General features: G+C 47.3%; 14 protein-coding genes. 7 read left to right on the forward strand and 7 right to left on the reverse strand.

Annotation, left to right across the window (positions count from 1 at the left end; genetic code table 11):
• The first annotated feature begins 14 nt into the window (after positions 1 to 14).
• Both lysM and CGRAC_RS08390 read left to right on the forward strand, forming a co-directional pair.
• Positions 15 to 437 (forward strand): peptidoglycan-binding protein LysM, encoded by a 423-nt coding sequence (gene lysM / locus CGRAC_RS08380; protein WP_005872671.1) that lies wholly within the window; start codon positions 15 to 17, stop codon positions 435 to 437.
• Between the two features lie 226 nt (positions 438 to 663).
• A complete protein-coding gene (locus CGRAC_RS08390) occupies positions 664 to 1,290 on the forward strand; it encodes a hypothetical protein (protein ID WP_005872675.1) in 627 nt (208 codons plus the stop codon).
• 209 nt (positions 1,291 to 1,499) lie between these two features.
• Here CGRAC_RS08390 and CGRAC_RS08395 read toward each other — a convergent pair whose 3' ends face one another.
• On the reverse strand, positions 1,500 to 2,558 hold the full coding sequence (locus CGRAC_RS08395) for a DUF3137 domain-containing protein (RefSeq protein ID WP_143297837.1): 1,059 nt from the start codon (positions 2,556 to 2,558) through the stop codon (positions 1,500 to 1,502).
• Positions 2,559 to 3,058: 500 nt separating this feature from the next.
• Between CGRAC_RS08395 and CGRAC_RS08400 the strand changes: the two genes are divergently transcribed.
• From CGRAC_RS08400 to CGRAC_RS08415, 3 genes are all read left to right on the forward strand, one after another.
• Positions 3,059 to 3,955, forward strand: coding sequence for a radical SAM protein (locus CGRAC_RS08400; protein WP_050346335.1), 897 nt, complete (start codon positions 3,059 to 3,061; stop codon positions 3,953 to 3,955).
• A gap of 547 nt (positions 3,956 to 4,502) precedes the next feature.
• Positions 4,503 to 4,946, forward strand: a complete 444-nt coding sequence (locus CGRAC_RS08410) for a hypothetical protein (protein ID WP_040303272.1) — start codon at positions 4,503 to 4,505, stop codon at positions 4,944 to 4,946.
• Positions 4,943 to 5,125 carry a hypothetical protein gene (locus CGRAC_RS08415; protein ID WP_005869357.1) on the forward strand — a complete coding sequence of 61 codons (183 nt, stop codon included), beginning with the start codon at positions 4,943 to 4,945 and terminating at the stop codon, positions 5,123 to 5,125. Before CGRAC_RS08410 ends, CGRAC_RS08415 begins: the two co-directional genes overlap by 4 nt.
• Positions 5,126 to 5,203: 78 nt before the next feature.
• Here the strand turns inward: CGRAC_RS08415 and CGRAC_RS08420 are convergent, their stop codons facing one another.
• Genes CGRAC_RS08420 through CGRAC_RS08445 form a run of 6 tightly spaced genes read right to left on the reverse strand, consistent with a single transcriptional unit; the run spans position 5,204 to position 9,935 of the window.
• On the reverse strand, positions 5,204 to 6,001 hold the full coding sequence (locus tag CGRAC_RS08420) for a TPM domain-containing protein (RefSeq protein WP_040303270.1): 798 nt from the start codon (positions 5,999 to 6,001) through the stop codon (positions 5,204 to 5,206).
• Positions 5,998 to 6,591, reverse strand: coding sequence for a hypothetical protein (locus CGRAC_RS08425; RefSeq protein WP_005869355.1), 594 nt, complete (start codon positions 6,589 to 6,591; stop codon positions 5,998 to 6,000). Before CGRAC_RS08425 ends, CGRAC_RS08420 begins: the two co-directional genes overlap by 4 nt.
• A 15-nt stretch (positions 6,592 to 6,606) precedes the next feature.
• Complete coding sequence (locus tag CGRAC_RS08430; RefSeq protein ID WP_005869352.1) at positions 6,607 to 7,320, reverse strand: LemA family protein; 714 nt, start codon at positions 7,318 to 7,320, stop codon at positions 6,607 to 6,609.
• On the reverse strand, positions 7,317 to 8,330 hold the full coding sequence (locus CGRAC_RS08435) for an alanine racemase (RefSeq protein ID WP_005869350.1): 1,014 nt from the start codon (positions 8,328 to 8,330) through the stop codon (positions 7,317 to 7,319). The genes CGRAC_RS08430 and CGRAC_RS08435 overlap by 4 nt, the downstream gene beginning before the upstream one ends.
• Entirely contained in the window at positions 8,323 to 8,568 is a 246-nt protein-coding gene (cmeU, locus tag CGRAC_RS08440) for a CmeU family protein (protein WP_005869348.1), read from the reverse strand. Before cmeU ends, CGRAC_RS08435 begins: the two co-directional genes overlap by 8 nt.
• Positions 8,565 to 9,935, reverse strand: coding sequence for a phosphomannomutase/phosphoglucomutase (locus CGRAC_RS08445; RefSeq protein WP_005869346.1), 1,371 nt, complete (start codon positions 9,933 to 9,935; stop codon positions 8,565 to 8,567). Before CGRAC_RS08445 ends, cmeU begins: the two co-directional genes overlap by 4 nt.
• 98 nt (positions 9,936 to 10,033) lie before the next feature.
• On the opposite strand from CGRAC_RS08445, the gene CGRAC_RS08450 reads away from it, so the two are divergent.
• The gene (locus tag CGRAC_RS08450) at positions 10,034 to 10,528 is read left to right on the forward strand and encodes a CreA family protein (RefSeq protein ID WP_040303266.1); all 495 of its coding nucleotides are present in this window, start codon (positions 10,034 to 10,036) and stop codon (positions 10,526 to 10,528) included.
• A 305-nt stretch (positions 10,529 to 10,833) separates the two neighbouring features.
• Positions 10,834 to 14,268: a cytochrome c biogenesis protein CcsA gene (gene ccsA / locus CGRAC_RS12575; protein ID WP_005869342.1), complete on the forward strand. Its 3,435-nt coding sequence runs from the start codon at positions 10,834 to 10,836 to the stop codon at positions 14,266 to 14,268.
• Positions 14,269 to 14,355: the final 87 nt, after the last annotated feature.

The raw sequence follows: 14,355 nt of genomic DNA on the forward strand, positions 1-14,355 counted from the left end.
CCAAAGGAGAAAACATGGGTTTACTTTCATTCGTAGCCGAAGCAGGCAAGAAACTATTAGGTCTAGGCGATGACGCCAAATCCGTAAAAGACGAGATCGCCACCAATCTCAGCTCAACGCCGGTAGAGGGGCTAGAGGTCGAGGTGCAGGGCGACACCGTCAAAATCAGCGGCAACGCCAATAAGGAAACTCTCGAAAAAGCAGCCCTCATCGCGGGCAACACCGCAGGCATCAAAAACGTGCAGATCGAGGGCATTAGAGAGGATAGCGCCGAGAACTACTACACCATCGTAAAGGGCGATAACCTATCTAAAATCGCGAAGAAATTCTACGGCGACGCGAATAAATACAAGGTTATTTTCGACGCCAACCGCGAGGTTATCAAGGACGCGAACCTAATCTATCCGGGGCAGAAGATCAGAATTCCAAAAATTTAAAGCTTACCGCTTTTGAATGCTGCGGCTTGATTTTGCAAGCCGCGGATTTTACGTTTGCGCGTATTGCGCTGCGTTTTGTGCGAGCCGCGATTTATCAGCCCGCGGCGCAGCGCGATTTTATGAGACAGCCTACGGCGGATAACAGATTATCCGCCGCACTTGCGCGCTGTCATCCTATTTGGGAATATATAAAACGCTTTGAAATTCTATTTATAAAGAGCTAAATTTGGATAAATTTAAAATCAGCACTACGCTAGAAAAGGCCAATCCTAGGGATTACGACAAATATCCGATAATCATCAAAGATAACGCGATAGAAATGATAAAACTATATCTGCCGTTTCTATTTCTTTTAGATATCATTTCATACCTCTCTCCATATAGGCATCCCGGAGAGCTAACTAGGCGTCCAAAAGAGCTAGGAAGCTGCTATATTAAATTTAAAAATTCCGCCATAGAGTATTTTTCTACGAAGAAGAATTTGATCTTATTTAAGATAGAACTATCAAATATAGTGGAGATTAAACGAACCTTCGGACCTTCCGAATTTCAATCACCGATCGCTACAAAAAAGTTTGGGTTCTGTGTCGTTATGATCTACTTCGTTTTAATGTCCGCCGTTTTTTACTTTAAGGGCTATGCGATAGCCCCATTTATAGTGCCGATAGCATTTGGGCTCGGCATGTTTCCATTGCTGATTTTTAGGATAATAAACGGGCTAGGACTTGGACTAGATATGCTAAGCGGCGATAGTTTGATCATTTTTGATAAGCATTTTATTATCGACGCCTCGATTTTAACAAGCAGGGAATACCAGGAATTAAAGACCTATTTTTTTACTAAAAACGGGTAAAAATTTAGACAAAATTAGACCACAAATTTTTATATAAGCTAGGAGTAAAGAGCGGAATTTTAGACGTAAAGCAAAAATTTGATAAGCAGCTAAGCGATAAACATTTAGAAAATAGCCTCGTATGAAATCAAAATTTAATAAAGAGTTAGACGGACTAAATTATCTTTTAAGAGTTAAAAATTTTTAGCAGAAATACCGCTTAAATTTTATTAAATCCAAATCCTCACATTCAGTTTTAAAATTTTAACGATACTCAAAAAGCTTAGAATTTCGCTCTTTATCTCGCTTGCGGGATCGCGGCGCAGCACGCTTTCATAGACGCTAGGCTCGAAATTATCGCGCCCGGTGTGCACGAAAATATGGATCCGCCGCTCTCTGATGCTCGCCCAGATCTGCGCTCCGAGCGCATCGCCCACCGCCAAAAACCGCTCCATAAATGCAGGAGTTAGCACGTACATCGCGTTTTGCGGCTCATCGCTAAGCACTTTGTATCGCGCGGCGAACTCCACGTTATCCATCGCAACGGGCTTTAGACCTACGTGCTGTTTGTTTTGTATCTCGCGCGGATAGATGAAAACGGGCGCGATGATGTGTTTGTTAAATTCCGCTACGAAAAACGCCCCCACGAGCTCGTGCTGCAAATTTTGATGGAAAAAACTCACATCGCTAAACTCGAAGCTCACTCCCTGCCACGCGCCGCCCACGCGGTCGTTGCCGCGTAGATTTTCGATAAACTCGAACAGATCGCTCTGTACCACGCGCCAAAACGGCACGCTGCCGTAGGAGACGTATTCGTAGCCGAGCTCGCGCACGAAAGGCGCCAGATAGTGCTGCTTGTAGCTTTGACGGTACCGCCCCGTAAAAATCTCTTGCATGCTTTTTACGCCGAGCGCGTAAAGCTCCCTCGCCAGCCACGCCCCAAGCGTGAGCGCGGCTAAGCCTATCAACGCCTGCGGCAAGGCCGCGGAGTATTTGAAGATCAAAAACGAGATCGCGACCGCGCCGAACTTTAAGATATTTTCCGTGCCGATGAGATCCTTTTGCCAGCCGTTTAAGTGCACCTCTTTAAGGCTTACGGCGAGCGAGGCGACCGCCAGCAGCATAAGCATCGTCGCGCTAAGGCTCTGCGCGCCCCGCCTATCTGCAAAATACGCGATGACGCCGAATACCGCAAACAGGGCGATCGTACTTATGACGGCTACGAGCTTTAGCTGCTCCACGTGCTTTTTCGCGTCCAGTCTCAAGCGCTCCAAATCGTAAATAGTCAAAATTTCGCCCTTCTTTAAATTTGCTCGCAATTTTAGCAAAATTCCGGGAATTTTGGAATTTTAAAGCTCACTCGTCCGCCAATAAGTCGGATTTTTTATATAAATTTCGCACAGCGCCCCAAATTTAAGGATAAATTCAAAACTCTAAGCTTAAAATTCCGTTCGTAGCGGGGGCGGCGCGCGGAAGAGGATTTTCGCATAAAAGCGGCGCCGAATTTCGGCGCGCGGAAGTTAAATTTCAAGGTATAAATTTGCTACGTAGAGTTTTCAAGGCTCGATGCAAAGCGTTATTGGCGCGAGGCTTGAGATCGGTATAAACTTGCTACGTAAAATTTAAAAGCGGGATTTTCTAGCTAAATTTTTAAAAGCAAATTTCAGCAAAATTTCACGATGCAGAATTTCAAATTAAAATTTTGCAAATTAAATTCCGCAAAGTAAATTTCAAAGCGAAATCTCGCGCCAAAAACGCCGCTGCACATAAATCAAATCATGGAGCAAAAATGAGATATATTTTCGGACCCGTCGCCTCGCGTAGGTTCGGGCGCAGCCTCGGCATCGATCTGAGCCCGCAGCGCAAGCAGTGCAACTTCAACTGCGTCTATTGCGAGCTGGGCGCGGGCAAGCCGGTAAGCGCGATGAGCGAGCCCTGTGAGATCGGCCCAGTCATCGCCGAGCTGAAAACCGCGCTGCAAAGCCATGCGGGCATTGACGTCATCACGATCACGGCAAACGGCGAACCTACGCTACATCCGCGCTTTGCAGAACTCGTAGACGCGCTAAAGGCGCTAAATCTGCCGCAGAAGCTGCTCGTTTTGTCAAACGGTTCGCTCGTGCGCGAAAACAGCGCGGCGTTAGCGAAGATTGATATTTGCAAATTTTCGCTAGATAGCGTGCTTGCGAAAAGCTTTCGCAAGGTGGACGGCCCGCATGCAGGCATTAGCGCCGAGGATATCGTAAGCGCGATCGCGGATTTTGCGCGCGAGTTTCGCGGCGAGCTTGATATCGAAATCCTAGTCGTGCGCGGGCTAAACGACACGCAAGAGGATTTCGCAGCGCTGAATGTGGCTTTAGCTCGCATCAACCCGCACCGCGTCGATCTCGGTACTATCGATCGCCCGCCTGCATACCGCGCAGAGGGGGTGAGCGAGGCACAGCTACGCTATCTGGCCACTTTCATCGAAAATCAAAACGTAAATATCATCGCCGCGCCACATTATGCAAGTGAGCGGCTGAGTTTTAGCGAGGATGAGATATTGCATACTTTGGCACGTCGTCCTCAGCGCACGAGCGACGTGGAGGCGATGTTTGACGAAGCGAGCGCACAGCTTTTAAAGCGTCTTGCGGGTGCGGGTAAGGTTGTTTTTAAAGACGGCTACTATAAAATAGCTAAGAAATAGCGGTAGAATTGCGAGGTAGAATTTCGTTTCGTAATTTAATGGCAAAATTTTATCGAGATTTCGCAGGTGGAATTTTCGTCCAAATTTTTAATAGGTTAAATTTTATGTAAATAACTCGTGATGATGTGATGAAATAATAGGGCGCGTAATTTGGATTTAAAATTCTCCAAAAAATAAATTTAATTGGCGAAAATTCTAATGGCAAAAATGCGGGCGTAAATGCTTCGGCTACAGAAAATTCCGATATCAAAAAATATAATTCTAAAAATCCCGCCTCGCAAAGCTCTCGCGGCGAAGATCGGGGCGCTAAAAATTTAAGCGACGAAAATTCCGATGCCGAAAATTCGGACGCGCAGAATTCCGATGTGTAAAATTTAACTCGCATGACGAAAAATAAAGCTACGTCAAAATTTAAAAATTTCACCGCCCGCCCGCGCTTTTTTTGGGTTCGCTTGCAGTTTGCGCAAGCAGGTGCGCTCTTTGCTGCACGCGTCCCGCCGAAACCATTTGTCTCAAAAGATCAAGCGCCGATGCGACGCCGAGCGGAGTGGGTAAAAATTTAAAAAATCAAAATTTTAAAAGCCTAAATTTTAAAAACCAAAACGCTACGAGTACAAATTGCGAGGCAAGTCGTTACATAGACTTTAGCGCGGATTACGACACGGATCGCGACATACGCTTTATAGCATATTGCTGCAGCACATGCCAAAGCATAAACTTTAACGCAGATCAAGACTTAAATTTAAATATATGCCACGATATAAATTCTAGTGCGGAGTATGACATAAATCTCGTCAAGGGTCACGGCATTAACCTAAGTATGACTTGCTACGACATACGCCCTAGTGCAGATCGCGACATAATTTCTAACGCAGATTATGATATAAATTCCAATAGGCATTGCGCCGTGAATTTTAAAATTTCAAACGCAAATTTAAAAGCGAATTTAGCAGTTTTAAAAACAGATTTAAGGACGGATTTTAGATTATGAAATTTTTAAATTTAAAAGTTGCCGCCGCCGTGTTCGCGCTACTGCTCGTAGGCTGCGACGAATGGAAGCACCATCTAAGCAGCGACGGCACCTCGCTCGCCTCCAAGTTCGACCCCTCCGAGCGTACACTAAAGATCGAGGGCAACGACAAGCCGCTCGTACTGTTTTTTCTATACTAGCAGCCGAATTTAGAAATTCTGAAATTTTAAAATTTAGATAAAATTCTACGATTTGGAATTTTTATGAAATTTCCGTAGCTACCAGCTTCCGCTAGCACCGCCTCCGCCGAAGCTTCCGCCGCCCCCACTGAAACCGCCTCCGCTAAAACCGCCACTTCCTTTAAATCCGCCAAAATCCCCAGATGGGCTGCCTCTCATGCGCGATGAGCGCGCGATTTCGCTTATGATGTCCGCACTCGAGATTATATCCTCGTCGCTTACTCTGCGGCGCGTCACGCGGCGGCTTAGTATCGCAAAAAGCAAAACCGCAAAAAGCACCATGAAGATCGCAAAGTCCTTGTTGCTCGGATCCTGCTGCGCGTTGGCGTTAAGTGGATCAAATTTGATATCGCCGCCTTCGATCGTGCTAATGATCGCTGAAATCCCGCTAATGACGCCACTTTCGTAATCCCCCTGCCTAAAATAGGGCAGAATTTTATTGTTTATGATACGCTTGGCGCGCATATCGGTTAGCACGCCCTCTAGCCCATATCCGACCTCGATACGCACTTTATGCTCGTGTGGAGCGACAAGCAGTAATACGCCGTTGTCGCGCTCTTTTTGCCCGATACCAAGAGCGCGCGCCTGCTCTACGCCGATTTCCTCGATAGAGTAGCCGCCGAGCGATTTTAGGCTTATGAACATGATCTGGTTTGTGGAATTTTTATCGAAAGTCGTTAAAATTTCATTCAGACTCTCTCTCGCGGCTGGGCGTAAAATGCCAGCCTCATCGATTACGGCGGTGCCGTTTGGATGGGCTAGATACTCGCTAGGTGCGGCGACGCTTATTACAAATAGCGCCATTAGGGCAAAAGCAAATCTCCAAGCCACTCTCATCGCAGTTCTACCAAGGTCTCTTCTATCTCGTTATTTTCGCTATCTTTAGGCACTCGCATGGCTAGCTCGCACAGCGCGTCCATCGCCTTTAAAACGGCAGGCTCAAGGCCTTGCGTGCTGGGGTTAAATTCCGTCGTGATACGTTCAAACTCGCTCTTAGAGATAAACTCCGCCGCTCGCTCGCCGCAGATGATATGAGCGCAGCGCTCGCGGACGCAGACACAAAACATTATCGCTTCTTTTACGCTGCCGTAGCGCTCGTAAAATTTTAGCATCGCAAACTCGCCCGAGAGCCGAAGTCTGCGAGATTTAGGTGTGATTAGAGTTAAAAGCGCGGGGCATTTAGCTAGCAGGGCTTTAATCGTAATGAAGCTAAGCGCTACGATTTGCAGTAGCTCAGATTTGCTTATTTGCGGCACGAAGCACATAACGATGCCGATCGCAAACGCCGTCACTGCCGCTGCGCTATAGCTAGCTTCGCAGTCCTCGCTTGCTTCGCGCGCGACCACGCAGACGATCTGCGCACCGCTTGCGGCTTCGGCTTTCGTGATTAGCTCGTGGATTTCTTGCTTGCACTGCTCGCTTAGCATTTGCTGCCTTTAGCGTTATTTAAACGAGACGCTAGGGGCTTTTTGGCTTGAGCTATCAGCGCTAAAGCTAGGTTTGGCACCGCCTAGTCCTACAATGCGCGCGATGATGTTTGTAGGAAAGGTTCTAATTAGCTTGTTGTATTCCTGCACCGAAGCGATGTAGTCCTTTCGCGCTACAGCGATGCGGTTTTCCGTGCCTTCGAGCTGATTTTGCAAGTCGGCGAAATTCTGATTTGCCTTAAGATCCGGATAGCGCTCGACTACCAGCATCAAGCGCGATAGGGCCGAGCTAAGCTCGCCTTGAGCGCCGTTAAATTTCGCAAACGCTTCCGGATCTTGTGCTAAACTTTCTGCATTGATATTGACAGCAGTTGCCTTAGCTCGGGCATTTATAACGCCTTCTAAGGTATCTTTTTCATGGCTAGCGTAGCCCTTGACGGTTTCTACAAAATTTGGAATCAAATCGGCGCGGCGCTGATATTGGTTTTGCACCTGGCTCCACGCGGCCTTAACTTCTTCATCTTTGCTTACGAGTTTATTATAAACCGGCACTGCAAATATCGCAAACGCAATCGCCGCAATCACTAAGACGATTAGAGCTTTGATTAAGATATGAAGCCCTCCTTTTTGGCGCGGATACTCTCTTCCGCCAAAGTTCTCGCCTCGCGTGGATAAGCCTTTATCGTCGTAACCTATACGCTCGTTATTTTCTCCTTGCAGCTCTTTCATTGAAATCTCCTTGGGATGTTGGAATTTAATTTGACTAAAATTTCATATTCGATCGTGCCGAAGTGTTTTGCCCAGGCTCGCGCGTCGTCCAGCACGCAAACCTGCTCGCCACCGAATTCCGCGCAGAAACTATCCATCGACATTTTTCCGAGCATTTTTTGTCCGCTTGCAAGCGCTAGCTCGCCCTCGCCGTCGTAGCGAAATAGCCCGTCGGCATAGCCCAGATCATAGGTGCCGATCCTCATATCGTGCGGCGCTTCAAATTTCGCGCCATAGCCTACGCGCTCGCCTTTTTTCAGCACGCGCGAGCTGATCAGATCGGCATATAGCTTTAGCACGGGACGTAAATTTAGGCTCTCGTCAAATTGCGGATATCCAAATTGCGCCATGCCTACGCGCACATATTCGTCCTCAAAGCCCGCACTTCGTTCGATAGCTGCGGAGTTGCTCGAATGAAATTTTAAATTTCCAAAGCCCGCGGCGGCGGCTTTTTGCCTCGCAAGACGCTTAAATTCTATAAAATTTTGCCTCTGCGCGAAAAAATCGCCGCTTAGCTCGTCGCTTGCGCGAAAGTGTGTGAAAAAGCCACAAAGCTTAAATCCGCCCTGCTTGCATAGCCTAAGCGCCTCATCTAGCTCGCTCGCAGCGATGCCGTTTCTGTGCATAGCAGTATCTGCAGCGATATAAATTTTAAGCCCTCGTTTAAGACGCGCGAAGTAGCTCAGATCATTTACCGCGTAGCAAAACCGCTCATCCTCGTCCCCGCCCGGAATGTGCGAGAGCACTAAAATTTCATCAAATAAATCCGCTATCTGCGCAGCTTCCGTAGCACTTCGCGTTACGGCGCGTACGAAGCCTAGCTTTGCCGCTTCCTCACAGCAAAGCCTGCAGCCATGGCCGTATGAATTATCCTTGGCTACTAAAAATACTCGCTCCGCTCCACCTACTTTGGCGGCGATTTGCGCTAGATTGTGCGCATAAGCGGCGCGATCTAAGATGATCTCAGACATCGAAGTCTAGCCCGTAAGTGCGGTATAGGTATGGCAGCAGCTTGCGCGCGGCGTAGTCGTAGCCGTAGAATTTCGCATAAACTTCTTTCAAGCTAGCCGCGCCTGCACGCTCGAAATCAAATACGTCGGTATCCTCGATTTTTGGCACGCGCTCATCTAAGAATTTAAAAAATTCCGCTCTCGCAGCCAAAAGCTCTTTTATATTTTTCTCAACCTCTTGCTTTTCAGATTCGTTCATCTCTGGTCCTTTAAATTTTCTAGTTTGCCTAAAAATACGCGCTGCATCTCGTCGCGAAACTCGGGGCTAGAGGCCTCGAAGCGAGTTACGATCACAGGCGTGGTGTTGCTTGCCCGTACGAGCGCCCAGCCGTCATCAAACCGCACTCTGATGCCGTCGATCTCGATAATATCGCGGATGGGCGGCAGCTCCGCGATACCCGTGTGGATTTGAGCTTTAAGAGCCTCGATGATCTTAAATTTCGCCTCCTCGCTTGTATTAAATTTAATCTCGTCGGTGCTAAAAACTCGCGGCAGTTTGTCTAGCTCGGCGTCTAAATCATATCCTTTAGCTACGAGCTCAAGCACGCGCATCATCGCATATACGCCGTCATCGAAGCCGAAATATCGCTCTTTAAAGTAAATATGCCCGCTAACCTCGGCGGCAAGATCGATGCCAAGCTCCTTCATCGCCTTTTTAATATTGCTGTGGCCGGTCTTGCCCATGAAGCTTTTGCCGATCTTATCGATGGTATCATACATCGCCTGCGAGCATTTGACCTCGCCTAGGATGCGCGGGCGGTGCATGTTTAGAGCAAGCAAGCAGGCTAGCTCGTCGCCTTTGATATTGCGGCGCGGCGTAAGCACGGCGATCCTATCGGCATCCCCGTCAAAGCCGAACCCTAAAGCCACGCCGTCTTGCTTCATCGCAGCTTTAAGATCGGCTAAATTTTTCTCCTCGCTGGGGTCTGGGTGGTGGTTTGGGAAGTTGCCGTCCGGTTGCGGAAATAAAATTTTAGCGTTTAGCTCGAGCCTTTCGACAATTTTAGTAGTCGTAACGCCTGCCGCACCGTTTGCGCAGTCAATAATAAAAGGCGCGGCAAAGCCTTTAAGAGCCGCAAATTCCTTCTCAAAATATGCTAGATACTCGCTTAAGATGTCGTACCTCTGGGTGCTTGTATCGGTTGGAATTTCAAAATTTGAACTCATTAGCTCTCGCACCTGCGCGCCGAGGCGTTTCAAATCCGCGCCGAAGAAGCTGTCCGTGCCGATCGTTATTTTAAAGCCGTTGTAATTTTTGGGATTGTGCGAGCCGGTGATCATTACGTTTGCGTCAAATTTATGCGTAAATACGCTAAAATAACCCACCGGTGTCGGTAGCAAGCCGATATTATAAACCCGCAGAGCCGCAAAATTTAGCCCGCTTACGAAATAGCCGAAAAGCTCATCTGCGCTAAGACGGGCGTCGTATCCCACGCTAACGCGCTCAAGCCCGAGATTTGCTATATGTTTGCCAAGCGCGAAGCCAATGGCTTTTACGCTGCGCTCGTTTAGCTCCTCGCCCACGATACCGCGAATATCGTATTCTCTAAAGATATCTTCGATCATAAAATTCCTTTAAATTTAAATCGCGGTATTTTATAAAAACTTGCTTAATATTTATATTATAAATGATAAAATCGCCGCTAAAATTCCAAAGGATTATTATGAAAAAATTTATTCTAGCAGCGATTCTAGTGGCTTTTGCTTGCGCGGGCGATTACGAGCTAGTAGGTAGCGTAAATACTTCGTTTAGAATTTTTGGCAAAGACGATCGCATCGAAGTTATCGCGGTTAAAGATCCTAAGGTTGATGGAGTGACCTGCTACGTCTCTTACGCCAAAAAAGGCGGTGCCAAAGAGATCATTGGCGTGGAGGAGGATCGCTCCGAAGCCTCTGTTTCGTGCGTGCAGACAGCGCCTAAAATCATCATCAAAGAGGAGCTGAAAAAAGAGGATATTTTTGAAAAACGCAGCTCGTTGATCTTTAAAAAGACCCACGTAGTTAGGCTTTACGACGCGGTGCAGGGCTCGCTAATCTATTTGGTTTATTCGGATAAAGTGATCGACGGCTCGCCTAATAACTCGATCTCGGCGATCCCGTGCCACCAAGCCGTGGGCGACGTGTGCGAGCTCGCATATACTCAAGGCAAAAAACAATAAGAAGCAATTTCACAAAGATAGAATTTTATCGCAGCGGAATTCTAAATTAGAAATTATACGATGAGATGGCGCACGAAATTTAATAGAATTTCGCTAAATTCCGCAGCATTTTATAAAATTTATCCGCGCCGTTAAATTCCTGCGCGAATGCCTAAGATGAGAATTTTGCCGCTTTATCAAAGTATCTTAACGCATATTCGCGCTACGCTAGCAGGCGTGCGCTTGCAGGTCGTAAAATGAAAAATTAAGCAATTTTTGCTAAAATCTCGCGATTTTGAAAACCCTCGTAAATCTAAAGGAAATCAATGAAGACATTTTTTAGTATGGAGTGCGCGTCAGTGATGCTACTGATTTTGGCGCTAGCCTGTGCGATCGCCACTTTCGTAGAGACCGCTTACGGCACGGAAGTAGCTTGGGCGATGGTTTATTCGACTGCGTGGTTTGGCGCGCTGATGGTGCTTTTGGGAATAAATTTAACCTACAATATTTATCGCTACCGCATGATTAAGCTTCGCACTCTGCCTGCGCTAATCTTTCACGCGAGCTTTTTGTTTATGCTTGTTGGAGCGATTTTGACGAGATATTTCGGCTTTGAGGGCAATATACATATAAGAGAGGGCGGCGAGAGCTCGATCGTAACGACTAAAGACGAGGTTGTTCAGCTTCTTACTTTAGGCAGTGACGGCGAGTTTATATCTGCTGACGAGAGCAAATTTTTAAACGGCGCAGGACGGATGAACTTCGATCTCAATCTAGACGTAGAGGGCAGGATCGCAAATTTAAAATTTAAAGAGCTCGTAGAACACGGCGAGCTAAAATGGGTGCAAGATCCGACCGGACAGGCTCCTGCGCGCGTGGAGCTATTATTTTCAAATAACGTTGGTAGCCAAAACGTCTCCTTGCAATCAGGCGAGAGCATGGATATAGGCGAGCTTAGTATCACTTTTAATGCAGAGCCTAAAAGTAAGAATTTCATCTACATAAAATCCAAAGACGGCAAATTTTATCTAAACTCAAGCCTTGATATAAACGCCACTAAAATGGCTGATATGAGCACTTCGCCGCTTAAGAGAAACGAGGATAATCCTCTAGGCAATCTCTTGCTTTACAGCTTCGACGGGATAAATTTCGCCCCCGTTAGCCTACTTAGCTCTGCGGTCGAGAAATTCGTCCCGGTCGATGCGAATTTACCGGGTGAGCCCGGCGTAGTAGCTACGCTAAGCTTTGCGGGGCAGAATCGCGAAATCTACGTGCCTAGGGATTCGCATGGTGCTAGCTACAAGGTGGGCGATAAGAATTTCATCGTAGCCTTGGCGCCAAAGATGCTTCATCTGCCTTTTAAAATCGCGCTTCGCGACTTTGTGATGGATCGCTATCCAGGTACCAATTCGCCCTCCGGATATAAAAGCGAAATCACGCTAAAAGACGGCAATACGAGCTTTGATTATGATATTTTTATGAATCACGTGCTCGATTACGGCGGATACCGATTTTTCCAAAGCTCATACGATACGGATGAGCGCGGCACCGTGCTTTCGGTCAATAAAGACCCCGGCAAAGTTCCAACTTACATCGGCTATTTTTTGCTTTGCGTGGGGATGTTTTTTAACTTTTTTAACCGAGGCTCGCGCTTTTTCAAGCTCTCGCGCTTAATCAGCGAAAATACGCATCTTGCTCAAGAAAAAGATGTAAATTCTAAAAATTCCGCATCTAGCTTGGCGCCTGCGAGCCCAGTAGAAAGCTCTGCATCAAAACGCATCAAAAAATCGCGACGCGGTACCAAAGGTGCGGCATTGGCATTAGTAGGCGCGTTGGCTTTGAGTTTGGCCGCATTGTATCCTAGCACAGCAAATGCCGAACAAAACTCTACGACTCAAAATTCTACTTCGCAAAGTTCTGCCTCAAATACAGCCGCAGAAAATTCCGCGTCGCAAAACCCGGCTAGCGTGCAAGATCCGGCTTCGCAAAATTCTGCGCAAAATTCCGCGCAGAATTCCGCCGTTGAAAATTCCAAGCAGGGCTCCGCTTCGCAAGAATCTGCGGCGGAGCAAGACTCCATCCCGCCGCATAATTTTTCTACTATGGGAGGCGAGCTAGCTGTGCCGAAATTTGATCCTAAATTTAGTGAGGATCTAGCAAGCCTCGTAATTCAGGGATTTGATGGGCGAATGGAGCCTTTCGATACCGTTTCTAGGGAGCTTTTAAATAAAATTTACCGCGCCGACAACTACAAGGCGCCAAATGGCGAAATTTTAAATCATAACGCCGCTGCGCTTTCGTTTATGCTAAATCAAAGCTACTGGAGACGTGCGCCAATCATCAAGGTTAGCGAGCCGGAGCTTAAGAAAATTCTAGGTATGGATGAGAAGCAAAGCCACGCCAGTATGATGGATTTTTTTGAATTTAAAGGCGGCGAGAGCTACTACAAACTCGATAAAATGGTCGAGGAGATCAACCGCAAGCCTTTGGGCAATCGCGGCGTGCTAGATAAAGAGATCATCAAGGTAAATGAGCGCGTAAACGTCTTTTACTCGGCGTTTATGGGGGATTATTTTAGAATTATTCCGGTTAAGAACGCTAAAAATAACGAGTGGCTTTCGCCGCTATATCTAGGCGATACGCTGGATCAAAACGAATCTGCTGAAGTTAAAAAGATGATGGGAATATTCGTTTCGTCCGTAGTTTATGCTCAAGAAAGCGGGGATTGGAGCGGCGCAGAAAAGATGCTAAGCTACGTCAAAAAATACCAATCGCAAAACGGCGCAAACCTAATGCCTAGCGAGAGCGCGATAAAATATGAAATTTTATTTAATAAGGCTAAAATTTTTTCTCGCCTCTTTCCGATCTACACTATCTCGGGATTTTTGCTTCTGATCTTTATCTTTTTGCGAATGATGAAGCCCGCGCTCCGCTTAGGCGGCGCGTTTAAGCTCGTTTATATCGTAAATATCGTCGCTTTCATCGCGCATACCGCGGGCCTTGCGCTACGCGGCTACGTCTCGGGGCACGCACCGTGGAGCAACTCGTATGAATCGCTCATCTACATCGCGTGGGCGCTGTCGCTAAGCGGAATATTTTTCTCGCGCAAATCCGCTATTTCGCTGGCGCTTACTTCGATAATGGCGGGCATAACGCTGATGGTGGCGCATCTTAGCGACATCGATCCGCAGATCACCAACCTCCAGCCCGTATTGAAGTCGCACTGGCTTACGATCCACGTCTCGGTAATCACCGCGAGCTATGGATTTTTAGGCCTTTGCATGCTGCTTGGAATTTTCACTCTCGTGATGTTTTTATTTGATAAGAAAAGCCCCGAGATCGCGCGCAATATCACGGAAGCCACACATATCAACGAAATGTCGATGATCCTAGGTCTTTGTTTGCTGACGGTGGGTAACTTCCTAGGCGGCGTGTGGGCTAACGAAAGCTGGGGGCGCTACTGGGGCTGGGATCCAAAGGAGACCTGGGCGCTCATTACGATTTTCATCTACGCGGTGGTCGTGCATTTTAGATTCATGCCTAAGCTCAATAATCAGTTCGCCTTTGCCGTAGCCTCGATGTTTGCGTATTTTAGCGTCATAATGACCTATTTTGGTGTAAATTTCTACCTAAGCGGCATGCACTCATATGCTAGCGGCGAGCGCATTCCAGTGCCCGGCTGGGCGTACGTGATGATCGCTTCGATGGTGGCTCTTGCGATCGCGGCGTATTTTCGCTCGGGCAAATCGGCTAGGCTTTAGATAGGTGGGGCCCAAATTTCAGAATAATAATTTTGAAATTTCGCCCGGATTTCGCAGCTTGCCGAAGCTTTAGGGATTTATGGAATT

Source organism: Campylobacter gracilis (assembly GCF_001190745.1).
In the GTDB taxonomy this organism is placed as follows: Bacteria; Campylobacterota; Campylobacteria; order Campylobacterales; family Campylobacteraceae; genus Campylobacter_B; species Campylobacter_B gracilis.

Coding starts and splice junctions, on each gene's coding strand:
- lysM (WP_005872671.1), top strand. CDS start 15: ATGGGTTTACTTTCATTCGTAGCCGAAGCAGGCAAGAAACTATTAGGT.
- CGRAC_RS08400 (WP_050346335.1), top strand. CDS start 3,059: ATGAGATATATTTTCGGACCCGTCGCCTCGCGTAGGTTCGGGCGCAGC.
- CGRAC_RS08415 (WP_005869357.1), top strand. CDS start 4,943: ATGAAATTTTTAAATTTAAAAGTTGCCGCCGCCGTGTTCGCGCTACTG.
- CGRAC_RS08420 (WP_040303270.1), bottom strand. CDS start 6,001: ATGAGAGTGGCTTGGAGATTTGCTTTTGCCCTAATGGCGCTATTTGTA.
- CGRAC_RS08425 (WP_005869355.1), bottom strand. CDS start 6,591: ATGCTAAGCGAGCAGTGCAAGCAAGAAATCCACGAGCTAATCACGAAA.
- CGRAC_RS08430 (WP_005869352.1), bottom strand. CDS start 7,320: ATGAAAGAGCTGCAAGGAGAAAATAACGAGCGTATAGGTTACGACGAT.
- CGRAC_RS08435 (WP_005869350.1), bottom strand. CDS start 8,330: ATGTCTGAGATCATCTTAGATCGCGCCGCTTATGCGCACAATCTAGCG.
- cmeU (WP_005869348.1), bottom strand. CDS start 8,568: ATGAACGAATCTGAAAAGCAAGAGGTTGAGAAAAATATAAAAGAGCTT.
- CGRAC_RS08445 (WP_005869346.1), bottom strand. CDS start 9,935: ATGATCGAAGATATCTTTAGAGAATACGATATTCGCGGTATCGTGGGC.
- CGRAC_RS08450 (WP_040303266.1), top strand. CDS start 10,034: ATGAAAAAATTTATTCTAGCAGCGATTCTAGTGGCTTTTGCTTGCGCG.
- ccsA (WP_005869342.1), top strand. CDS start 10,834: ATGAAGACATTTTTTAGTATGGAGTGCGCGTCAGTGATGCTACTGATT.